The sequence below is a fragment of the Paenibacillus sp. JNUCC-31 genome, assembly GCF_014844075.1.
Lineage (GTDB): Bacteria > Bacillota > Bacilli > Paenibacillales > Paenibacillaceae > Paenibacillus.
Window position 1 is genome coordinate 2,327,565 of record NZ_CP062165.1, and the last position, 20,680, is coordinate 2,348,244.

The window sequence follows — 20,680 nt, forward strand, 5'->3', positions numbered from 1 at the left end:
CCCGTTGAGGTGTTAAAAAAGCAAAAAGGCACTCCCGCGATTGGAAGTGCCTCTTCAGTATACCCTTTACTCATGTGCCGTTATGGACGTGGTGTGTCTACCCCATTCAAAATCAACTTGGGATGTATATCTGCGCTAAGTGAAGCGGAAACTGCACAATACTTCTCTTCTGCCATCTGGATGGCTTTCCAGATCCGGTAGTCCGGGATATCGCCGTCCACCTTGAAGATCAGGTCAATGGCAGTAAAACCTTTCGGCATACCTTCACTACGTGTACCTTGTGCTTCAATCTCGATTCCTGTAATTTTGTCCAGGAAGGCGTCCAGAATCATTGTGATATCGATCCCCATGCAGCCTCCGAGACCTGCCAATAACAATTCCATGGGTGTAGCACCCTTGCTGTCACCGCCATAGGCAGCTGTGGCATCCATGCCAACTGCGTAGCCGGAGGGTCCTTCGGAAGTAAACGCGCGTTTGCCTTTCCATACGGTTGTTACATTCATGATGTTTATCCTTCTTTCTTAGAATATTTAATGCTGGGCAGATATCCGTTCCGGGTACGGCTCGTTATTCTGTTGGAGACAAAGATGAATGCTGCGCTTCTTCAGAATCGATTCCGTCCCCTTCACTCCGTCTGCTTATCTCTGAGAATTCTTAGAATTCAGTAATTTGCTGCAAAAATTTGCGTGTCCGCTCCTGCGTTGGATGTTCAAAAAAGGCCTGCGGACTTGCTTCTTCCACGATCGATCCATCCGCCATAAAGACAATTTTATTAGCCACATTCCGGGCAAACTTCAACTCATGTGTAACGACCAGCATCGTCATCCCTTCCTGTGCCAGCTCCTTCATTACGGAGAGCACTTCCCCCACCAGTTCGGGATCAAGGGCCGAGGTGGGTTCGTCAAACAGCATCACTTCAGGCTCCATGGCAAGCGCGCGGGCGATCGCTACGCGCTGCTGCTGTCCACCAGACAAACGGGATGGATATGCATCCTGCTTGTCTGACAGACCGACCCGATCCAGCAGAATCCGGCCGCGTTCGGCTGCTTCGTCCCGCTTGATTTTTTTCACTGTCACGAGACCTTCCATCACATTGCCCAGCACCGTCTTGTGCGGATACAGGTTGAACTGCTGGAATACCATGCCCGTCTGGCGACGGATCTCCAGCACCCGTGCCCGCTGAACTCGCTGTGCATCGGCACTGTCTACGACAACACCGTTCACTTCGATCTTCCCGCCGGATAGCTCTTCCAGTCCGTTCAGACAGCGCAGCAACGTACTCTTGCCTGAACCACTGGGTCCCAGTAGAACAACGATATCCTTCGCATCGACATGCAGATCTATATTTGTGAGAACTTCATTTTCCCCAAAACGTTTGGTCAGTCCTGTTGTTGTAATCATCGGTTCTCCCCTCCTATCAGTAAGCCCGGGCCAGCCGGCGCTCCACTTGTTCCAGAATGGCCGAGAAGCCGATACTCATGATCCAGTAGATCACGCCAATCGCCAGATAAAACGGCATGTTGACATAATATTGCGCTACCAGCAGCTGTGCCGAGCGCAGCAACTCCGTAACCCCGAGGGCTGCCACAAGTGATGTCTCTTTCAGCATCCCGATAAACGTGTTGCCCATCGGCGGAATCGCAATGCGCACCGCTTGAGGGAATACAATCCTTCTCATGGTCTGAGCCGGTGTCATGCCTGTAGCATAAGCAGCCTCCGTCTGCCCTTTCGGTACAGCCTGAATGGCTCCCCGGAACGTTTCAGACAGAAATGCCCCCGCATTAAGACTAAGGCCGAGACAGGCCGCCGTGAGCGAACCCAAGGTCACTCCATAATCGACCAACCCGTAATAAATAACGAATAATTGCACCAACAGCGGGGTCCCCCGCATGATGGATACATAGAATCGGGCGATCAACCTTAGCCAAATCGGTCCTTTCAGCCGCGCGATAGCGACGAGCACCCCGATGATAAAAGCAAAAAACATTGAAATTACAGTTACATACAGCGTATAATATGCCCCCTTCAGAAAGAAGGGGATATTCTCAAATACCAGTTCCATGGATCAAACTTCCCTTCGCCCTGCCGGTTCATTATTGCGCAGGCTCTTCACCAAACCATTTTTTGAAAATGGTATTGTACGTGCCGTCGTCCTTCATGCCTTTCAGTGCATCATTCAGTGCTGCTACGAGTTCCGGGTTGTCTTTGCGAACAGCGATGCCCGCTTGGTCACTCTTGATGGGTTCGCCGACTGCTTTGATGTTGAAGCCGTTCGCATCTACAATCGGTTTCAATGCATACAGGTTGTTGATCGTTGCATCGATCCGTCCTGCGTCCAAATCTTTCAATGATGTGATGACATCGTCATAGGTCTTGATAGTGAAATCGCCGACTTTGGGCAGTACTTCGTTACGAAGATATGTTTCATCATTGGTCCCAAGGCCTACGCCGATCGTTTTCCCTTTAAAATCTTCCAGCTTGGTGATATTATTATTTTCTTTTTTCACGATGATTTTTACGTCGTTCGTAATATAGGGATCGCTGAAATCCAATACTTTTTTGCGGTCATCGGTAATCGTCATCTGGCTGATAATCGCATCCAGCTTTTTGGATTGCAGACTTGGTGTGAGCCCGGAGAACTCCTGAGATACAAACTCAACCTTCACACCAAGACGCTTGGCAACCTCGCGCGCGATATCGGCATCAAAGCCGTCCATTTCTTTCTTGTCATTCAGGAAGTTGTATGGAGGATAGGTTCCCATCATGCCGACTTTCATGGTACCAGCGGATTTAATCTGTTCCAGTTCATTGTTTGCCTGTGCTCCATTACTGCTTCCATTGTCCGTCGCTTTACTGCCACAAGCGCTCAGTACCAGCACCGTCATTAGCAGCAGGGCTGTTAAAGTCCAGCCTTTGCGAGATTTCATTCCATATGTTTTGTTCATGTCGTTAACTTCCTCTCATGCATGTAGTCATGTCTTGTTGAAACTTCCGTTTCTTGTGTCTTGCGTCCTTAAGCTGCCGTTGTATCCATTATTCCCTGCAGCTGGCTTAATCATGTGAATATTTAATCCTGTTATCTGAAAATAAACCTGCGGAGCCAGCACCTCCTCTATGTACCGAGCAGTCCGTAAAACTCAAAGCTTGCCGCCTCCGCTGCGAGCGTTGTAGCAGTCATCGAGGAGAAATCACTGTGCAGCTCCTTCGAGCCGAATAGCCAGCGCGTAATCATGCCTTCAATCATGCTAACCAGCAACGCCGCCCGAAGGGGGACATCCATTTCCTGTGGCAGCATGCCCAGCTCAATAGCCCGCTGCATGTTGTGGCGAAATGCTTCTTCCACTGCACCCCGTGTCTCCTCAACCAATCGACGCACTGATTCTTCCGACACGATGCCTTTGAGCAACAATTCCATAAAGTACCGATTGTCTGCAGCAAAGGAGAACAAGTCGGTAAACAGCCGTTCCGAAGCTCTCACCATATCCTCAACCGACCCGGCATCCTTGCGGTAACCTTGTCCAATCGCTTCAAGCAGCTTCTCCCTGCCGGTTAATACAATCTCCGAGGCAATGGCCTCTTTACTCTTGAAATGCCAGTAAAAGGTGCCTTGTGCTACGCCGGCTTCGCGGACGATATCGGAAATTTTCGTCTGATGATAGCCTTGGGTCGCAAAACGCTCCATCGCTATACGTATAATTTGGTCCCGGCGTTCTTCTCCGGGTTCCAAATGGTTGATTTTGGACATCTGCTTATCCTCCCGATTGATCAGTCAGTCAGTTAATGTATATCCTATGGGATAACTAGGTTTTTGTCAATATGGTTTTAAACAATCCATTATAGGCATAAGTTGAAGTTGGACGCATTTGATATCATAATAGATGATAGCCTTGTTCCAAATGAACGAGCATTGTCACGCAGGACAGCCCTTATGCTGCCATCTGCACTTCAAGGAGGAAGAGAATTGGACTTTATATCATCAATTATTATGGGCATCATCGAAGGTTTGACTGAGTTTTTGCCCGTGTCCTCGACTGGACACATGATTCTGACCGCTCACTTGCTGGGATTATCAGAGGACAACGAGTCAGTCAAAACGTTTGAGGTGGTTGTGCAGCTCGGAGCTGTACTTGCTGTCGTGGTGCTGTACTGGAACAAATTCATTGATATGTTCCGCTTCACCGGAGGCAAAAGGAGCTACACCTCCCGTCTGAACCTCATTCATATCTTTTTGGCGATGGTTCCAGCCGTAGTCATTGGACTTGTATTCCGTGATTGGATCAAGGCGCATCTTTTTGGTGCACAGACGGTGCTGTACAGTCTTGTCATTGGTGGTATTCTGATGATTGTCGCTGAACGATGGAGCCACCGTAGTGAGCGCATCACAACCCATGATGTAGACGATATTACGTATAAACAGGCATTTGTTGTGGGTCTTTTTCAGATTCTCGCACTATGGCCAGGCTTCTCCCGTTCCGGTTCGACGATCTCTGGTGGACTGTTTGCAGGGGTAAGCCGGGTTGCTGCGGCGGAATTTACATTCCTGGTATCTGTGCCGATTATGATTGGAGCCACAGGATATGATCTGTACAAAAGTATCGATCACCTGAACACCAGTGACTTCCCCATCTTCGCCATTGGATTTATAGCTGCATTTATCGTAGCCATGCTTGCCATCAAGACGTTCCTGTCCATTTTGAAAAAACTGAGTCTGACCGTCTTTGCAATCTACCGCTTTGTGCTGGCAGCCGTGTTCTTTATCATTTTAATGATGTAGTCAGATCATTAAGACATGTAAACCAAAGCCGATGGTAATCTCAAGTTCCTTTTGGAACTGAATTGCCATCGGCTTTGGTTTTTTCTTGTGCTTTGGAATAAGCAATATGAATTATGTACGACAGACTAGCTTTTTTTACTCTATAAAAGTATACCTGACTCAGGACCACTCTTTAACTTGAATGTTTCTATACTGATTTCTATAACTCTGATAATATTTAATCTTTTCGATCAGATTGCATCTTCTCTGTTTTTGCTCCTCCAGCCGTTTTTTTACGCCTCTCATTAACAATCGGTATCTTTGGTCATCATTGTGGCTGAGTTGATGCATTTCTTCAAAAATCGTTTTACTCATAATGATCTCTTTCACTCCAATATTCAGTTTATAATATACATTATACGGAGATGGACTGAACAAATTCTAAACAAGCCTTCTAACGAGTTTTTTTCAAATTAACAGCAAAAAACACCTTCACATCCATGGATGGAAGGTGTTCAAATAGATCTAGCCTATGCAAATATTGAAGTTTATACCTTGGACTCAAGTGTCTCCAGGTACTCGGAGATTTGAGTAGGCGTTTTAGCCCACTTACTGTGCAAATGTGCGATTTTTTTGCCATGCTGGAATACCAGCAGACTTGGAATACCACGTACGCCGTTCTCTTCAGCAAATGGCAGGAATTCTTCTGCATCCAGGGCATAGAAGGTTTTATCTGCATGCTGGTCGATAACGTCCCCGATAAAACGATCTAGGTTTTTGCAATCCGTACACCAGGTTGTATCAAATTTAATGACGGTAAGACCGTCAGAATTGATTGTATCGCGATATTGTTGTTCACTTTGAATTCTTTCCATATGTCTTCTCTCCCTTAATGATTTCTTTATGATTGATCTTCATTGTACCTCGTATAGTTACAATTGAAAATAGGCTGACAAACGTTTAACGGTGCTGCTTGTAGACATTGGCGGGAATGAGCTCCCGTATTTCGTTAATTTCCTCAGCCGAAAGCACTGTTTTTTCCGAGGCCGCAATATTATGCAACAACTGTTCCTTCGAACTGGCCCCTGGCACGACAGCAGCAACAGCCGGATGTGCCAGTGCATAACGAATGGCCGTTTGAGCCATGCTGCGATGATCTGTAACCAGACGGCTCAATCCTTGGCGGATGGTGTGCAATTCCTCTGGCGTATAATCCAGATAGCCTTTATCTGCCTTGGCAGCACCCGAATCGGCGAGAACCCCACTTGCCACGGGTCCACGAGCGATAACACTAATACCCTTTTCCTCCAATAGAGGCAATACTTCTTCCTCAGCCCGGCGATCTGCTACACTGTATTGATTCATCACGCTGACAATGGAAGCCCTCCGTACATATTCCCGAATCACATTGGGACGAATGGAGGATATGCCATAATATCGGATAAGACCTTCCTGCTTCAGTTCCTCAAAAGCTTCGATCGTCTCTTCGATTGGATCATCCATTGTGCCGCCATGCAGCTGATACAGATCAATATAATCCGTCTGCAGCCGTTTCAGACTGTCACGGACAGCTTGTTTGATATAGGCTTTGGACGGGTCCCATGACCAGCCTTCTTTCCCGGGTATGCGACGATTGCCGACCTTCGTAGCCACAATCACCTGATCCCGGCGTCCCTGAATGGCCTCGCCCACGATTTCCTCATTGCGTCCTGCATCATACAGATCAGCGGTATCCAAGAGATTAACACCGTGATCCAATGCTTCATGGATCAAGGCTACAGCAGGCTTTTGTTCAGTTCCAAGCGACATACAGCCGAGTCCAATCTCGCCAACCATGAGTTCGGACGAACCCAGTCGATTTTTCTTCATAGGTTGTACATCCCCTTCCATACGTTCTGCAAGTTTCCATTGTATCATTCTTGTAGGCAAAAATCGCATGTCATATGAGCGCACACAAAAACCCGGGACCTTTCCAGTTCCGGGCTTCTATGCATAGTAACTCCTAAGCCAAAATCTATTTTATATCCACTCGTGAACCTTTTTGGCTTCCATAAGACGGGCTTGAAGATGAGCTTGAGCTTTTCATGAGTCCTGACACCGTAGTGAACAGCTTATCCCTTGCTTGTTTGTTCCTCATCAAATAGGTCACGCCTGCTCCAATGGCTGTTACAATGATTCCACTTTTTTTAGACATATGTTGTTCCTCCTTCAGGATTAGTATACATTTTGTCTTGCTTGAGATTACCCTGTAGGAGAAAAACGAAACCTCCAATGCGATTTCTAAAATTAGAGAATGATCTATTATAACGTAAAAAAGATGACCGCCTGGGAATTCAGGAAAGCCATCTTCTAACATGTTGTATACGTTGAACCCATTGTTACTACTGTCGACCCATGCTCAACCCTGTTCGGTCAGAAAAATGTTCGATTAATCGGACGGTGGTGCGACATGAGTCATTTCCTCATGTTTATACGTGGAGCCATTCGCAGTCAGATAAAAGTGACCGATCGGATGCAAATCTTCATCCAGTTCATAGACCAGCGGAATGCCTGTCGGGATGTTAAGCGCTATTACGTCCGCTTCGGACATCTGGTCCAAATGCATGACGAGTGAACGGAGCGTATTGCCGTGCGCGGAGATCAGTACCCTTTTGCCTGCCGATACCATCGGTTTGATCTCTGTGTTCCAATATTCCAGCACCCGCTTGGATGTATCCATCAAATTCTCCGTACGCGGAATGGTACAGCCTAGCCGTTGATACTTGTCCTGGTCCTGAACATAACGATCATCTGTTTCGTCCAGCGCCGGGGGAGATACGCTAATGGAGCGTCTCCACTCCATCACTTGCTCCTCGCCATACTTCAGGGCAGTCTGCTGTTTGTTCAGTCCTTGCAAGGCACCATAGTGGCGCTCGTTCAGCTTCCACGTCTTCGTAATAGGAATCCACATCCGGTCCATCTCATCGAGTGCAATATCCAGTGTTCGAATCGAGCGTTTGAGTACCGAAGCATAAGCATAATCAAAATCAAAACCCTGTTCCTTCAGGATTTTCCCCGCTTTACGCGCCTCTCCGTATCCATCGGTCGTCAGATCCACATCCGTCCAACCGGTAAAACGGTTCTCTACATTCCACAAACTCTGTCCATGGCGAATTAATACGACTCTGTACATAAACGTGAACCCTCCTTCCATGAAACCATTACCCGCAAGGCGAGCCGGATATGCCCATGATATGTGAAATTAATAGTATGGTGCCATCATCAGATATACAACTACACCCGTGGAGCTAACATACAGCCAAATCGGCATCGTCCAACGGGCAATTTTACGGTGTTTCTTCAATTGATTTGTCCAGCCCCATACCAGAGTGAACAGAGCGAGTGGCACAATGATGGCTGCCAAAACGCTGTGCGTAATCAGAATGAAGAAATAGATGGAACGAATGATGCCTTCTCCACCGTATTTGGACGTTTCCGGAGACAGATAGTGAAACGATAAATACGTAACAAGGAATAACAGGGTCGTCGTAAATGCAGCAAGGATGAAACGTTTGTGCAGTTTCACATTCCGCTTGATAATGGCAATCAAGGCCGCAAGCAGGAAAATGAAAGTGAAGCTGTTGAACACGGCATTAAACCGCGGCAACACTGTAATGTCAAAGGCCACATCGCCTTTGTATCCGATCGACGGTGCAAAGAACAACAATAAAATAATGACATTGGCGAGAATGGAAATGGTAATAATGATACCTGCAAAATTTTTATTACTGGTCGGGGCAATCTGATTGGATTGAATGTTTGGGTCCCCTTTGTCATGTTTGCCCAATGAAAAATCCTCCTCATATCCTAACTTCTATGTTCTATCTCATTATATCTTGCCATTTCTCGACTGTTAAGTGACAACACTCTGAACAAAAAGCCTCGCCAAGTACCCTTAAAATGCCCCTTTGAGGCCATTTTCATTAAAAGCTCACCCCACCTGGTTTACCCCATCCTGTAGATGTGGTATAATTAATGCAATTAATCACATACGCGTTGAACTGGAGGAGCCTGTCACCAAGGGCCCTCCTTGTCTTTTTTTAAGGCATAAAGCGGCACAATTACAAGCGCCGCTTTATGCCTTTTTCTGTTTTTTAGGTTTGGAATGATCCCCCCTTGGACTGGTAATCCTATAAACGCTACTGCTGGAGAGGAGCACACTTATGGAATTTATTTTGGTTCTTGCCCTTATTTTGATTTTCACCAAGTTGGCCGGTGATTTATCCGTGAGACTCGGTCAGCCATCGGTTTTGGGAAAGTTAATCGTTGGTGTCATACTCGGTCCTGCCCTGCTCGGTTGGGTTCAACAAAGTGATTTCGTTCATTACATGGCTGAAATCGGAGTACTGTTGCTCATGTTCATAGCCGGGCTTGAAACAGATCTGGATCAATTGAAAAAAAATTGGAAGGCAGCTTTTGCTGTTGCCGTGGGTGGTATCATTTTACCATTCATCGGAGGTTATGGAGCTGCTACCGCTTTCGGCATGTCGCAGACGCACGCTTTGTTCTTTGGACTATTATTCTGCGCCACTTCGGTCAGCATCTCGGTCCAGACGCTAAAAGACATGAATCAGCTCAGTTCTCGTGAGGGTACAACCATTCTAGGGGCAGCTGTTGTCGATGATGTGCTGGTTGTGGTCATCCTTGCTGTCATGATGAGTTTGCTCGGAACAGGTGCTACGGATACTTCAATCTCGCTGCTCATCGGCAAGAAACTGCTATTCTTTGTTATTATTATCGCTGCAAGCTGGTTCCTTGTTCCACGCATCATGAAGTGGATGGCTCCGCTGAAGGTGACAGAAACCGTTATTACAGCCGGATTAATCATTTGTTTTGGCTTTTCGTACTTTGCGGAATGGATGGGTGTTGCAGGTATTATCGGCGCCTTTGCAGCAGGTATCGCCATCTCCCAAACGAACTTCAAACATGAGGTCGAAACCAAGCTTGAGCCGATCGCGTACGGGATTTTTGTCCCGGTATTCTTTGTAAGTATCGGTTTGAATGTTACTTTTGATGGCGTGGGTTCACAAATCTGGTTCATTATCGTTATCAGTCTCATTGCCATTGTAACCAAACTTCTGGGCGGCGGAGCAGGTGCACGACTGACCGGATTTGATCGGGCATCCTCTCTGGCTATTGGCTCGGGGATGATCTCCAGAGGAGAAGTCGCTCTGATTATTGCCTCCACCGGGCTTGCTTCCGGATTACTCGATCCCGAGTATTTCACCAGTGTGGTTATCATGGTTATTGTTACAACATTGGTTACGCCACCTTTGCTCAAAATCACCTTTGCACGCAAAAAAGGGGAAAGACGTGTTGAAAAAGGCATTGAGGACTCCCATCTAAGCGGGTAACTTCATAAAGAATATCAATGATAAGGAGAGGTTAGGAAATGTATTGAAATGATCCTGCCTCTAACGTTATACTTGTCCTAATAAAAGAACTCAGGTCGTGAAGCACACGCCGCTTTGATACATTTTCCACCTTCGATTCTAAATGGTAGGAATTGTTCAGAGCGGCTTTTTGCTTTTTATAATAATCGTTCGACCTGTATAAGGAGGAGATGATTACGATGAGCATTGCATTTGAACAGGCATATGAGGAATGGATACACTCACTTCTGGAGAAGGAAACTAATCTTAGAGTGCGTTCAAGAATAGAGAATGGACTTGAATATGGTACTTTGGAATTTCTTCGTTTGGTTTGGTTCCCGGTTGTAAGAAACTTTAATCATTTGCATCCAGAATGGGAGGTTCGGGATTTTCATAATGGATATGGATATCTTGATCTGGCTGCCAGGTAACGGCGTTAAGGGAGGAATTGAGATACAAGGATATGGGCCCCATGCTCGGGATCTAGATGTACGTCGCTTTAAAGATCTATGCTGGCGGCATTGTTTGCTGACACTTGATGATTGGACATTTTTGCCGATAGCTTATCTTTCCATAAAGGAAGAACCTAAACGCTGTCAACAGCTTGTGCTTTCTTTTATCGGGAAATTCGTTGCCACAGATACACCGTCATCCTTCAATTGGCTCGAAGCGGAGTGTATCCGTTATGCCAGACGCATCATTCGTCCCTTTACCCCTTCCGAACTGGCAGTCCATCTGAAAATTACAATTCAGCATGCCCGCAGAATTCTACACAGCCTGGTTGAACAGCATATGCTTCATGTTGTTGGTGGTAGACAACGATACCGGACGTATGCCTTACGAACCTGAGACACTCTATTTCACTAGAAATCATCTGGTCCAACATCTAACGAATCCAAGCCACCTTATTTCTGCGAAACTGATTCAATTACCGCTATATATCAATCTTTTCATGAAATAAGGATGATGGGATTCGTTAGAATTTAGACAGTACCCGTATCTCCTGAATAAGAACATTCCAGTCCGTTAGAATTGATCCAATCTGAAAGGTTACTCGTTAAAGACACTAGGCTCGTAAACATACGTTAAACTCGTTCCATACAATCCAGCACAAACAAAAAAAGACCCCTTTACATGCAAAAGGTCTCTATCACTTCGCCTGTTCATAACAGGCTAGTCCCATTTTAAGTTAACACACCGACGTAAAAACCGATCGATATAAAAACAACACACCATATAAACGCTCCAATGCTGGAGACAAGAACGTATCGCCCTATAGCCATGCGGCTGATCCCGGAGAAGCAGCACATTAGATGACGAATGCCTGGAATGAAATATCCCAGTATGATGGACCAATACCCATATTTCAAAAACCAGGACTCCACCCTGCCGAGCCGTTTGGCATTGACCCCGACCCATTTACCGTACTTCTCCACCAGTGGCCGGCCGGCCTTCTTGCCAATCGTGTAACTCAGAAGTCCTCCAGTAAACGCTCCGCCAAAACTGACAACGATAGAAACCGAATAGTTAAGGACCGAGATGGAGGCGAGATAACCGACAAAGGTCATCATCACCTCATCCGGAATAGGCATGCCAATCACGCCAAGAGCCAGCAGTCCGTATATTGCGAAATAACCATATTGACCAATAAATTCTCTAGCAAATTCCATACTGACTCGCTCCTTATTTCGGTTCCACAATATCCTTCTCATGGGGGGCTAGCACTTGTTTTAGAGATGGGAATCGGATTTGGCTAACCATTAGACCGGATAATACAACAATGACAAGATAAGCTACACCATGAGTGAAATAAGGGCTCCAGAGCGCGAAAAAGGACATCAGACCACCTGCAAACGTAATCGGCATGCCAACAAACCCATGGCTTGCTGTCTTCTGGCAATTGTATCGTGCAAGACGCAATGCACCACATACCGGGAATAATGCGGTCAGCGCCATACCCAGCGCATTCACTTCGATCATGGAGTTCAGATACAGGATAAGCACAGGTGCGGTTCCGAACGAAACGACATCAGCCAGCGAATCCAGCGCTTTGCCGAATTCACCCTCACAATGCAATTTACGGGCCGCAAACCCGTCAAATAAATCAAAGAACATGGCTACCCAGATCATCGTAACAGCCAGAGCAAACTCGCCATGAATAGCCATTATGACAGCCAACATGCCTGAAGTTAGATTGCCCAACGTTAATATGGACGGTAAAGATTTCATAGACTTGACTCCCCTTCGTACTATTCATTAGGAAAAATAATATAAAAACGGACTCCGTCCGGCGTGTTCTCCACACCATAACTGCATCCATGCAAATCGAGAATCTGCTTCGCGATGGCCAGGCCGAGTCCGGTCCCTCCCATTTTGCGATTGCGTGAGCGTTCCACACGGTAAAATCTTTCCCAGATGTACTGGCGCTCCGCTTCCGAAATTTGCTCACCCTGATTCTCAATGGAGATTCGAACCTGCCCTTCGGGCCTGCTGATCTCAATCATAATATCGGTCTTAGGAATGGCATGACGTATAGCATTCATCATCATATTATAGATGACTTGCTCTAACTTGCTACGGTCTCCCTCAACGGTCTGTTCCGTAGTCGAAACCAATACGACATCCAGTTCCTTTTCCTTCAGTTGTGGACCAAGACGTCCCGCAATATCTTCAATCATATCTCCAAGAGCCACTGCATCCGTGTTCAGCTTAATCGCTTGGGATTCCAGCCGTACCAGATCCAGCATCTCTTCAACCATCGTTTCCATTTTGACCGCTTCATCGGCAATAATCTCGATGTAGCGCTCACGTTTGCCCTCACTAACCCCATCTTTCAATCCCTCGGAGTACCCTTTGATGATACTGATTGGCGTTTTGAGTTCATGGGATGCATCGGCAAAGAACTCCCGCTGCCGCTGTTCAATCCGCTGCTTCATTTCCATATCGGTGCGCATCTGACTGTTCGCCTGTCTAAGCTCTTCCAGTGTCTGACCCAATGTTGTAGACAGCGCATTGAGGCTATTGGACAGACTGCCTATCTCGTCATTGCGGCGTATGGGCGATTTCACCGTGAAATCGAGGGTAGACATCTTTTTGGCAACATGATTCAGTGCAAGCAACGGTTTGGTGACAATTCGAGATAAAAGCAGTGAAAGAAATACAATTAATACACATGCAGCAATACCGAAATAGGCATAGAATAATTGTGTGGCTTCACTTGCCTCCCTCATTTCCTGTAAGGACGTCAGTGAAAAAATAAGTTGCTGCTGGGGTCCGGTGCTGTGCACCGGGGCAATGGTGAGCACATTTCGTACACCACTCCAGCTATCGGTCCATTCTTCATTGATCATTTTCCCATTGGCGAGACTCAGCTGGTCTTCCGTAGACAAGGGAAAACGGCTGTCCAGTGCCTGCACAAGCAGTCCCTGTCTTTGGCTCCATGTTGCCAAATTGGGGAGGACAACTTCAGTCAAAACACCAGACCATTCCTGAGACGGTTCAGCCCATTCCAGGAAACCCTCTGTTCCCCAAACAGAGGATTGGGCATCTTTGATTTTGAATGGATATACCATGGGTTCCTTCAAGCCACTGGCTGGACCTGTCACAGTCAACTCCTTCCCATACTTCAGATGGGAAGCGATCCAGCCAGCGTTCTCACTGTTAATGAACAGTGACAGGGATACTTTCACCTGTGTGCCATCCTCCCGGAGCAATGTAATGTGAAACGGGTCGTTGACCAGCTTGCCCGTGTTCGTCAGGATGACCAGATGCGACTGATTTTGTCGCATGAACTTCCCAGTCTCCTTGGCCAGCTGCACATCATTCCAATGTCCATTCGAATATTGTTGTTCAAATTTCGTCAATTTTTTCTTAATACTGCTAATCTTCTGATGCTGATAGAAGTCCGGGAACCATATCAGTTGGGCAATCACCGTTGTTCCATATAGAAGAAGCAGGAATCCGGCCATGACCAGAAACAGTTTCATCGTTACACCGTTACGTCTCATGCCTCAGCCTCGAATCGGTAACCGGTACCGATAACGGTCCGGATGCACTTGGCTTCTTCCCCAAGCTTGCTGCGAAGCTTTTTGATATGGGTATCCACCACACGCGAATCTCCCTCAAAATCATATCCCCATACCCGATTCAGAATCGCATCGCGGGACAATACAATTCCCTGATTGCGAGTTAGATACAGCAGCAGATCATATTCTTTGGGAGCAAGCTCCACTTCGACTCCATCTTTCTCAAGCCGTCGCGCCCAGGGATCAAGTGCTGCTCCTCCAAACCGAATCACGGTCTGATCCTTGCTAACAGCACCCTCTACCCGCTTCATTAATGTCTCTGCACGTGCCACCAGTACACGAGGACTGAATGGCTTCGTCACATAATCATCCACACCGAGCTGAAAGCCATGAATCTTGTCATCATCTTCCGATCGGGCAGTCAGCATTATAATAGGTACGGTCGACTGGGAACGAATATGCCCACATAACGTCCATCCATCCATTTCCGGCATCAACACATCCAGAATGACCAGATCCACTTCATGCAGGGCCAACAGTTCCAGTGCCTCTATCCCATGTTCTGCTTCAATTACGTTCCATTGTTCTTTTATGAAATAATCGGCCACAATCTCACGAATGCGGCTTTCGTCTTCCACCAAAAGCACTGTTCTGACCATGGCCGACTCTCCTTTTAGCATCCTGATGTTAACATACCGATTCCGTGTGTCGTCCATGTGTCCATCCATGTTCTGGAATGAACTCCATCTTATATACGATTAATATATACCAAAAGTTACTAAATCCCATACATTTTCGCACAAAAAAGAAGTCGTCAATGAGCAATCCCCTGCTCATTGACGACTTCTTCCGGTTGAAACCACGTTTTTCTCCGCGATTACACGCTGCAATTACGCACCACCGCTTAGCGTAATTGCTCCAGGCGGTGTGCCACATGCAACGTTGGGCCTACAAAGCGGTTTAGCGGAAATCCGCCGGCAATCGCTTTGGTCACGAAGGCCTTGCCTTCACGAACAGCCTCTTTCACGGTAAGACCACGTGCCAAACCTGCAGTAATTGCTGCAGATGTGGTGCAGCCCGCACCATGTGTATATCCGGAGCCAACAACATCGGCTTCAAACCATTCGTAGTTTGTTCCGTCATAGAGAAGATCCATCGCTTTGCCAGGGTTAATAACACCTCTGTCCTTGATCAGGACATGCTTCGCCCCGTGATCATGAATGGCAGCTGCCGCCGATTCCATCTGCTCCTTGGAGCGAATCGGTCCGCTTTTCGCGAGCTGTGATGCCTCAAACAAATTTGGTGTAACAAGATCGGCACCTGGCAACAGGAATTCGATCATTGCTTCCGTATTTTCAGGTTGCAGCACTTCGTCCGTACCTTTGCAGACCATAACCGGATCAATAACGATCTGTGGCAGTCCGCTGCGACGAATATGCTTCGCAACCAATTCGATGATGTCTACAGAACCCAACATGCCCGTCTTCATTGCATCAAAACCGATACCATCCAGAACAGTACGCAGCTGTGCCTCGACTACATTTAATTCCACAGGAAAGACCTGATGATCCCACGTATCGGGCTCCATGGCTACCACAGTAGTCAGTACAGTCATGCCATACACACCAAGCTCCTGAAAAGTTTTCAAATCTGCTTGAATCCCTGCACCGCCGCTCGTGTCCGAACCAGCGATTGTTAATGTTTTTGGAATCGTCATGGTAGTTGCATTCTCCTTCGTCCTTCAATTGACATTATCCTATCCCTTGTACGTGCGGATGTCAATGGCATCTGAAGCCATACGGAGTATGGTTTGGAAGAGAATTCAGTTCACATCTTTCGTCTCCAGACCGATCATGGACATTGAAGCAATCCACAGCCCGATTGCCCCCAATGTCAGGGGAATCACAATGATGGAATTAATGGATACGCTGGGTCCATTGATACCTGAACATACCACGAACACAAGAAAGATGGACGATACCAGTGTGGCCGTGGCAGAGTGCTTACGCATTCCGAACAATAGAGGAATGAGGGCCATGGCAGCAGCCGAGAGAGAACTAATCGTGTATTTTACCAACAGCGTGAGTGCTTCATTCACCGTTAATGCGTCAGGAATAAACGAATAGAAGTGATTTGTCGTCAGCAGGATCGTCCCCATCAACAAATCGGTAAACAGAATATTGAAAAAGGTAAACAAAAAAATAATGATCAATTTGGCCGCGATAATTTTGTGACGTTTGATGGGATAGGTAAACATGACATTCATCGTTTTGTTTCGATACTCGCTAATGATCAGCTTCGATATCAGAGCGCCTCCAAAGATAATAAAGGTAGCCCGAGCAATCGTATCAATCAGAATGAAGGACACCGGATAATTCAAGAAAGAGTAGTCCTCTGCTCCGTAATCCACCAATCCGATCATGATCAGAAACAGCAGGATGACAATATTGGCGATAGCCGCGCCTCCTATATAACCTGCAAACCGATGTTTGCGCAACTCCAGTTGGATCAGTTTAAGCAACGTCTCCATCCCCTTTCATTAAGGTCATGAAGTGTTCTTCCAGTGAATGAGCCCGCTTGAAAATGGATTCGATCTCAACGCCATGCCCAATCAGTTTACCAGTCAATTCGGATGGAGCGATGCCCGAATCATAGATACGTACGGTATGGTCATCGACCAATTTATAATTTTTCAACCCCAGCTGATGTTCCATGACGTACGTGGCTTTACGTGTATCCTGTGTTTGCAACTCAATATACTCGCTGTTGCTTCCACGGATACTATCCATCGATACTTCCTCAACCAGACGTCCATCCCGAATTACTCCAACAGTGTCCGCAACCTGTTCAATTTCCCCGAGAATGTGGCTGGAGATTAACAAGGTAATTCGATAGTCGGAACTGAGACGTTTGAACAAGTCGCGCATCTCCTTGATTCCTACGGGATCGAGCCCATTAATCGGTTCATCCAGAATGAGCAGTTCAGGCGTTGTGATCAGCGCGCGAGCGATGCCCAAACGCTGTTTCATCCCCAGAGAAAAATCACGAACCGGCTTCTTGCCGGTGTCCTTCAAACCCACATTTTCCATCATATTATCAATGATCTTTTTGTTATAAAATCCCATGTATTCACAATGGAGCTCCAGATTTTCCCTGGCGGACAGTTTATCGTAGAAAAAAGGATATTCAATGATGCTGCCCATTCGTTTCAGCAATTCATAAGAGGTAGGGGTAAGCTTTTCTCCGAATAATTCAATCTCGCCTACGGTCGGTTTGACCAGGTTGGTCAGCATTTTCATCATGGTCGTTTTCCCCGCTCCATTCGGACCAAGAAACCCGTAAATCTCCCCTTGCTTGATACTCATATTGACGTTCGATACAACCTCTGTCCCTGCATATGTTTTGGTCACATCTATCGTCCGCGCAATATAGGTCATGTTCTTGTTCTCCTTTACGTTCGTCCCTGACGGGTTCTTATATCTGTATTGTAAAGAGAAAAGTCTTCTTTTTTATTAATCAAATCTTACAAAAACCTTAAGCTTAGCGGGAGAGTTCCTAAAATTCATCTAACCAGGATTTAGAGACACTGAGAATACAGTTCGTTGATACGGTACACTATGCAAATCAATGTCTCCGCCCATCCGCTCCACCAATCGCTTCGTAATGGTCAGCCCCAGACCGCTCCCCTGATAGAGACGGTTACGGGAATCCTCCAGCGTATACATGCGTTCGAATACACGGCTATGCTCCTGTTCAGGAATTCCTTTGCCCCGGTCCCAGATACTTAGCGTTACCTGCTCCCCCCTTGAATACTGGAGTGAAAGTCCAAGTACCTTGCCATCCGCTCCATACTTCATGGCATTGGTTATCAGATTATCCAGCACACGGTCCAGCGCTTCCGCATTGCCTTTTACAAAGATATCGCTTTCCGGAATCGACAGTTCCACGTGCAGACCCTGATTCGTTAGCATTTCATAGAAAGAGAGCATTTTCACACGGCATAATTCGCTCACATTGACCCTGGTCAGTGCAAGCTCGGTATCTCCGGACTCCAGCTTCGCCAGGTCAAAAAAAGAATGAACCAGACGCAGCACCTCCTGCGCCTTATCCTGGATTTTGCCAGTCATGATCTCCCGTTCCTGATCGGTTAATGAAGCACTGTGCAGCAGGGTTTCACTATAACCGAGTACGACCGTAAGGGGCGTCTTCAAGTCATGTGAGATGTTGGAGAGCATATTGCGCATCTCCTTCTCCTGATTCGCATAACCTGCCTCAGCCCGATGTGCATGGTCCAGCAGGCGGTTCATGTCCTTGAGGAGCAGGCTGATTTGGGGATCACTGTCAAAGACGAGCAGTCGTCCATAGGTGCCTTTATCCAAAATAGAGGTCAACTTATCATGTAAGTAGATTAGATGATTGCTGCGCTTACGAAGCCTTATGCCAAGTAGAACGACGACAAGAATCAAGATTACGGTAGAAGTGGCGAAGATCAACGTCACGTCTGGTCCACCTCCAGTTTGTAACCGATCCCCCACAATGTCTTGATATATTGGGGATTGGACGGATCCACTTCCAATTTTTCCCGCAGACGGCGCATATGAACGTTAATGATATTTTCGTCTCCGTAATAATGGTCATTCCAGACGGAAGCGTAGATTTGAGCCTTCGTAAATACTTTACCGGGATGGGTGACAAACATTTTGAGAATGCCGAATTCTTTGGAAGTCAGCCTCACAGATATACCATCACGCTCTACCTCATACGTCTCCATATCGACTACAAGTCCGCCAATATAAATGCGCTGCGAACTGGAAACAGGGGGAGTCTCAGGCTTTGAAGTATAGTTGGCACGGCGGATGGCTGCTTTTATGCGAGCCGTCAACTCGATCAACGAGAATGGTTTGCTCAAGTAATCATCTGCGCCGAATCCAAGACCAAGGGCTTTGTCGACCTCCCCATCCTTCGCAGACAAGATGAGTACTGGGACCAGACTGACGGCACGGATCGACTGAAGCACCTCCATGCCGCTCTTGTGCGGCAGCATTAGATCGAGAATGACCAAGTCATAGTCTGACTGTGATTGGCTGAACTTACGTTCCGCCTCCAATCCGTCATATGCATAAGAGACGTCATAGCCCTCTTTTTCCAAATAAGGACCGACCATCTCACTAATAGAACGATCATCTTCAACAAACAGCAAACGATAACCTGACACGAGATTCCCTCCAAGATTGCTTTTTTCTTTATTACCTCACAGTTTGCTGAAATTGGCAATGAAATACGAAAAACCCGGCTGGAAGGCCACTTTATGTCGCAAAGTGAACCCTCTTGCCAGGTCTCCAAAATAAGCTTATACCGTCTCGCTTCGTATCCAGCACAGTCCGATCGTCCCCGCACCTGCATGAATACCTACCACAGGGATAAAAGGCATAATTTCCGTCTTCAGGCGGGGAAGCAGGTCTGCAATCTGCTGTTTGATGGTAACGGCTTCTTCCTGATTGTTGGCATGCATGATGCATACTTGCTTTACTTTCCCCATATCCACCTTGAGCACATCCAGCATGCGCTGTTTAGCCCGTTTGAACGTACGGATTTTCTCATTCACAACCACTTTGCCCTCTTCGAATCGAAGCAGCAGATGAATTTTCAACAATTGGCTAAGAATAAGCTGGGTTCCCGACACACGCCCACTGCGGTGCAAATGCTGGAGACTGGCCGGAATGAGGTAAAAGGACATGTTGTCAATCATCCGTTCGATGTGAAGTTTGATTTCGGATGCTGTATAGCCTTGCTTCTGCCATTCCAGTCCTTGCAAAATCATCTCCCGCAGCGGATAAGCGCCTGCTCTGGAATCAATGGCAGTAACGGTCACACCTGCAATCTCTGCCGCCTGCATCGATGTGTGCAGCGTTCCGCTAAGTGCAGTGGAGCAATGAATGGCAATGATCTCATCGTACTGGCCTTTCAACGACTCATACAATTCAATAAACTCACCAATCGGCGGCTGTGAACTGCTTGCGCGTGAAGCCTCACTCAGTTTCTCATAGAACAATTCCGACGAGATGTCTTCTGTCTCCCGATAACATTCCTCTCCAAAAACGATGCGCAGAGGTACAATGTACACATGATTCTGCTCAGCAAATAGCGGATCGAGTGTGCTTGTACTGTCCGTGACCCATGCAATTTTCCTCATTCCAACCTTCTCTCTTGCCGGATTGTTGAAGCTGTATCCTCAATCGTCAGGCACATGCCCGGCGGATTATTTAAAATTTGAATAGTTCATATTGTAAACGTTTGCGTTATTGCTCCCCAATTATAAAGGAACGGACAAACCGCTGTCTTGTGGCGCATTGTTGAACAGCCTCATTTCTTCCGGTATATGCCAAAAAAATGTCTTGCCTGTGAAGGAATTTATTGGTATGCTGTTGTCCTTCTCTCTTTTCGCCTTGACTGAAGTGAACGGGACCGCCGTTCAACCAACTTATCGGAGG

General features: G+C 46.8%; 23 protein-coding genes and 1 pseudogene. 3 read left to right on the forward strand and 21 right to left on the reverse strand.

Annotated elements, in window-relative coordinates; translation table 11 throughout:
• Nucleotides 1-80 precede the first annotated feature (80 nt).
• The 5 genes from JNUCC31_RS10095 to JNUCC31_RS10115 all read right to left on the reverse strand — a co-directional run bounded on the left by JNUCC31_RS10095 (nucleotide 81) and on the right by JNUCC31_RS10115 (nucleotide 3,745).
• The gene (locus JNUCC31_RS10095; RefSeq protein WP_053780142.1) at nucleotides 81-503 is read right to left on the reverse strand and encodes an OsmC family protein; all 423 of its coding nucleotides are present in this window, start codon (nucleotides 501-503) and stop codon (nucleotides 81-83) included.
• A gap of 151 nt (nucleotides 504-654) precedes the next feature.
• Complete coding sequence (locus JNUCC31_RS10100; RefSeq protein WP_192270880.1) at nucleotides 655-1,401, reverse strand: amino acid ABC transporter ATP-binding protein; 747 nt, start codon at nucleotides 1,399-1,401, stop codon at nucleotides 655-657.
• A gap of 16 nt (nucleotides 1,402-1,417) precedes the next feature.
• Nucleotides 1,418-2,062, reverse strand: a complete 645-nt coding sequence (locus JNUCC31_RS10105) for an amino acid ABC transporter permease (protein ID WP_192270882.1) — start codon at nucleotides 2,060-2,062, stop codon at nucleotides 1,418-1,420.
• Nucleotides 2,063-2,093: 31 nt separating this feature from the next.
• The gene (locus tag JNUCC31_RS10110) at nucleotides 2,094-2,927 is read right to left on the reverse strand and encodes a substrate-binding periplasmic protein (RefSeq protein WP_192272915.1); all 834 of its coding nucleotides are present in this window, start codon (nucleotides 2,925-2,927) and stop codon (nucleotides 2,094-2,096) included.
• Between the two features lie 185 nt (nucleotides 2,928-3,112).
• Nucleotides 3,113-3,745, reverse strand: coding sequence for a TetR/AcrR family transcriptional regulator (locus JNUCC31_RS10115; protein WP_192270883.1), 633 nt, complete (start codon nucleotides 3,743-3,745; stop codon nucleotides 3,113-3,115).
• A gap of 240 nt (nucleotides 3,746-3,985) precedes the next feature.
• Here JNUCC31_RS10115 and JNUCC31_RS10120 point away from each other — a divergent pair, with 240 nt between their 5' ends.
• Entirely contained in the window at nucleotides 3,986-4,774 is a 789-nt protein-coding gene (locus JNUCC31_RS10120) for an undecaprenyl-diphosphate phosphatase (protein WP_267132519.1), read from the forward strand.
• Between the two features lie 159 nt (nucleotides 4,775-4,933).
• Here the strand turns inward: JNUCC31_RS10120 and JNUCC31_RS33245 are convergent, their stop codons facing one another.
• From JNUCC31_RS33245 to JNUCC31_RS10145, 6 genes are all read right to left on the reverse strand, one after another.
• Entirely contained in the window at nucleotides 4,934-5,128 is a 195-nt protein-coding gene (locus tag JNUCC31_RS33245) for a hypothetical protein (RefSeq protein WP_228469606.1), read from the reverse strand.
• Nucleotides 5,129-5,301: 173 nt separating this feature from the next.
• Nucleotides 5,302-5,628: a thioredoxin family protein gene (locus tag JNUCC31_RS10125; RefSeq protein ID WP_192270887.1), complete on the reverse strand. Its 327-nt coding sequence runs from the start codon at nucleotides 5,626-5,628 to the stop codon at nucleotides 5,302-5,304.
• An 85-nt stretch (nucleotides 5,629-5,713) separates the two neighbouring features.
• Nucleotides 5,714-6,622, reverse strand: coding sequence for an aldo/keto reductase (locus tag JNUCC31_RS10130; protein WP_192270889.1), 909 nt, complete (start codon nucleotides 6,620-6,622; stop codon nucleotides 5,714-5,716).
• Between the two features lie 145 nt (nucleotides 6,623-6,767).
• A complete protein-coding gene (locus JNUCC31_RS10135; RefSeq protein WP_192270890.1) occupies nucleotides 6,768-6,947 on the reverse strand; it encodes a hypothetical protein in 180 nt (59 codons plus the stop codon).
• 234 nt (nucleotides 6,948-7,181) lie between these two features.
• Nucleotides 7,182-7,925, reverse strand: a complete 744-nt coding sequence (gene gpmA / locus JNUCC31_RS10140; RefSeq protein ID WP_192270891.1) for a 2,3-diphosphoglycerate-dependent phosphoglycerate mutase — start codon at nucleotides 7,923-7,925, stop codon at nucleotides 7,182-7,184.
• 69 nt (nucleotides 7,926-7,994) lie between these two features.
• Nucleotides 7,995-8,579 carry a DUF420 domain-containing protein gene (locus tag JNUCC31_RS10145; RefSeq protein ID WP_192270892.1) on the reverse strand — a complete coding sequence of 195 codons (585 nt, stop codon included), beginning with the start codon at nucleotides 8,577-8,579 and terminating at the stop codon, nucleotides 7,995-7,997.
• A 376-nt stretch (nucleotides 8,580-8,955) separates the two neighbouring features.
• On the opposite strand from JNUCC31_RS10145, the gene JNUCC31_RS10150 reads away from it, so the two are divergent.
• Both JNUCC31_RS10150 and JNUCC31_RS10155 read left to right on the forward strand, forming a co-directional pair.
• Nucleotides 8,956-10,146 (forward strand): cation:proton antiporter, encoded by a 1,191-nt coding sequence (locus tag JNUCC31_RS10150; RefSeq protein WP_192270893.1) that lies wholly within the window; start codon nucleotides 8,956-8,958, stop codon nucleotides 10,144-10,146.
• Between the two features lie 218 nt (nucleotides 10,147-10,364).
• Nucleotides 10,365-11,013 (forward strand): annotated as a pseudogene (locus tag JNUCC31_RS10155) (transcriptional regulator).
• A 335-nt stretch (nucleotides 11,014-11,348) separates the two neighbouring features.
• On the opposite strand, the gene JNUCC31_RS10160 reads toward JNUCC31_RS10155, so the two are convergent.
• From JNUCC31_RS10160 to JNUCC31_RS10205, 10 genes are all read right to left on the reverse strand, one after another.
• Nucleotides 11,349-11,834, reverse strand: coding sequence for a DedA family protein (locus JNUCC31_RS10160; RefSeq protein ID WP_053780148.1), 486 nt, complete (start codon nucleotides 11,832-11,834; stop codon nucleotides 11,349-11,351).
• Nucleotides 11,835-11,847: 13 nt separating this feature from the next.
• Nucleotides 11,848-12,393, reverse strand: a complete 546-nt coding sequence (gene pssA / locus JNUCC31_RS10165) for a CDP-diacylglycerol--serine O-phosphatidyltransferase (RefSeq protein WP_192270894.1) — start codon at nucleotides 12,391-12,393, stop codon at nucleotides 11,848-11,850.
• 20 nt (nucleotides 12,394-12,413) lie between these two features.
• Nucleotides 12,414-14,171: a sensor histidine kinase gene (locus tag JNUCC31_RS10170; RefSeq protein ID WP_192270895.1), complete on the reverse strand. Its 1,758-nt coding sequence runs from the start codon at nucleotides 14,169-14,171 to the stop codon at nucleotides 12,414-12,416.
• Nucleotides 14,168-14,848, reverse strand: a complete 681-nt coding sequence (locus tag JNUCC31_RS10175) for a response regulator transcription factor (RefSeq protein ID WP_192270896.1) — start codon at nucleotides 14,846-14,848, stop codon at nucleotides 14,168-14,170. The genes JNUCC31_RS10170 and JNUCC31_RS10175 overlap by 4 nt, the downstream gene beginning before the upstream one ends.
• Before the next feature lie 245 nt (nucleotides 14,849-15,093).
• Nucleotides 15,094-15,906 carry a bifunctional hydroxymethylpyrimidine kinase/phosphomethylpyrimidine kinase gene (gene thiD / locus JNUCC31_RS10180; RefSeq protein ID WP_192270897.1) on the reverse strand — a complete coding sequence of 271 codons (813 nt, stop codon included), beginning with the start codon at nucleotides 15,904-15,906 and terminating at the stop codon, nucleotides 15,094-15,096.
• Between the two features lie 105 nt (nucleotides 15,907-16,011).
• Complete coding sequence (locus JNUCC31_RS10185) at nucleotides 16,012-16,710, reverse strand: ABC transporter permease (RefSeq protein WP_192270898.1); 699 nt, start codon at nucleotides 16,708-16,710, stop codon at nucleotides 16,012-16,014.
• Entirely contained in the window at nucleotides 16,703-17,626 is a 924-nt protein-coding gene (locus JNUCC31_RS10190) for an ABC transporter ATP-binding protein (RefSeq protein WP_192270899.1), read from the reverse strand. Before JNUCC31_RS10190 ends, JNUCC31_RS10185 begins: the two co-directional genes overlap by 8 nt.
• A gap of 129 nt (nucleotides 17,627-17,755) precedes the next feature.
• Entirely contained in the window at nucleotides 17,756-18,688 is a 933-nt protein-coding gene (locus tag JNUCC31_RS10195; RefSeq protein ID WP_192270905.1) for a sensor histidine kinase, read from the reverse strand.
• Nucleotides 18,685-19,404 (reverse strand): response regulator transcription factor, encoded by a 720-nt coding sequence (locus JNUCC31_RS10200; RefSeq protein WP_323374371.1) that lies wholly within the window; start codon nucleotides 19,402-19,404, stop codon nucleotides 18,685-18,687. The genes JNUCC31_RS10195 and JNUCC31_RS10200 overlap by 4 nt, the downstream gene beginning before the upstream one ends.
• A gap of 135 nt (nucleotides 19,405-19,539) precedes the next feature.
• Nucleotides 19,540-20,382: a DegV family protein gene (locus tag JNUCC31_RS10205; RefSeq protein WP_192270907.1), complete on the reverse strand. Its 843-nt coding sequence runs from the start codon at nucleotides 20,380-20,382 to the stop codon at nucleotides 19,540-19,542.
• Between the last annotated feature and the right edge of the window lie 298 nt (nucleotides 20,383-20,680).

Coding starts and splice junctions, on each gene's coding strand:
- JNUCC31_RS10150 (WP_192270893.1), top strand. CDS start 8,956: ATGGAATTTATTTTGGTTCTTGCCCTTATTTTGATTTTCACCAAGTTG.
- gpmA (WP_192270891.1), bottom strand. CDS start 7,925: ATGTACAGAGTCGTATTAATTCGCCATGGACAGAGTTTGTGGAATGTA.
- JNUCC31_RS33245 (WP_228469606.1), bottom strand. CDS start 5,128: ATGAGTAAAACGATTTTTGAAGAAATGCATCAACTCAGCCACAATGAT.
- JNUCC31_RS10125 (WP_192270887.1), bottom strand. CDS start 5,628: ATGGAAAGAATTCAAAGTGAACAACAATATCGCGATACAATCAATTCT.
- JNUCC31_RS10205 (WP_192270907.1), bottom strand. CDS start 20,382: ATGAGGAAAATTGCATGGGTCACGGACAGTACAAGCACACTCGATCCG.
- JNUCC31_RS10135 (WP_192270890.1), bottom strand. CDS start 6,947: ATGTCTAAAAAAAGTGGAATCATTGTAACAGCCATTGGAGCAGGCGTG.
- thiD (WP_192270897.1), bottom strand. CDS start 15,906: ATGACGATTCCAAAAACATTAACAATCGCTGGTTCGGACACGAGCGGC.
- JNUCC31_RS10130 (WP_192270889.1), bottom strand. CDS start 6,622: ATGAAGAAAAATCGACTGGGTTCGTCCGAACTCATGGTTGGCGAGATT.
- JNUCC31_RS10095 (WP_053780142.1), bottom strand. CDS start 503: ATGAATGTAACAACCGTATGGAAAGGCAAACGCGCGTTTACTTCCGAA.
- JNUCC31_RS10110 (WP_192272915.1), bottom strand. CDS start 2,927: ATGAAATCTCGCAAAGGCTGGACTTTAACAGCCCTGCTGCTAATGACG.
- JNUCC31_RS10175 (WP_192270896.1), bottom strand. CDS start 14,848: ATGGTCAGAACAGTGCTTTTGGTGGAAGACGAAAGCCGCATTCGTGAG.
- pssA (WP_192270894.1), bottom strand. CDS start 12,393: ATGAAATCTTTACCGTCCATATTAACGTTGGGCAATCTAACTTCAGGC.
- JNUCC31_RS10170 (WP_192270895.1), bottom strand. CDS start 14,171: ATGAGACGTAACGGTGTAACGATGAAACTGTTTCTGGTCATGGCCGGA.
- JNUCC31_RS10100 (WP_192270880.1), bottom strand. CDS start 1,401: ATGATTACAACAACAGGACTGACCAAACGTTTTGGGGAAAATGAAGTT.
- JNUCC31_RS10160 (WP_053780148.1), bottom strand. CDS start 11,834: ATGGAATTTGCTAGAGAATTTATTGGTCAATATGGTTATTTCGCAATA.
- JNUCC31_RS10120 (WP_267132519.1), top strand. CDS start 3,986: ATGGGCATCATCGAAGGTTTGACTGAGTTTTTGCCCGTGTCCTCGACT.
- JNUCC31_RS10105 (WP_192270882.1), bottom strand. CDS start 2,062: ATGGAACTGGTATTTGAGAATATCCCCTTCTTTCTGAAGGGGGCATAT.
- JNUCC31_RS10115 (WP_192270883.1), bottom strand. CDS start 3,745: ATGTCCAAAATCAACCATTTGGAACCCGGAGAAGAACGCCGGGACCAA.
- JNUCC31_RS10190 (WP_192270899.1), bottom strand. CDS start 17,626: ATGACCTATATTGCGCGGACGATAGATGTGACCAAAACATATGCAGGG.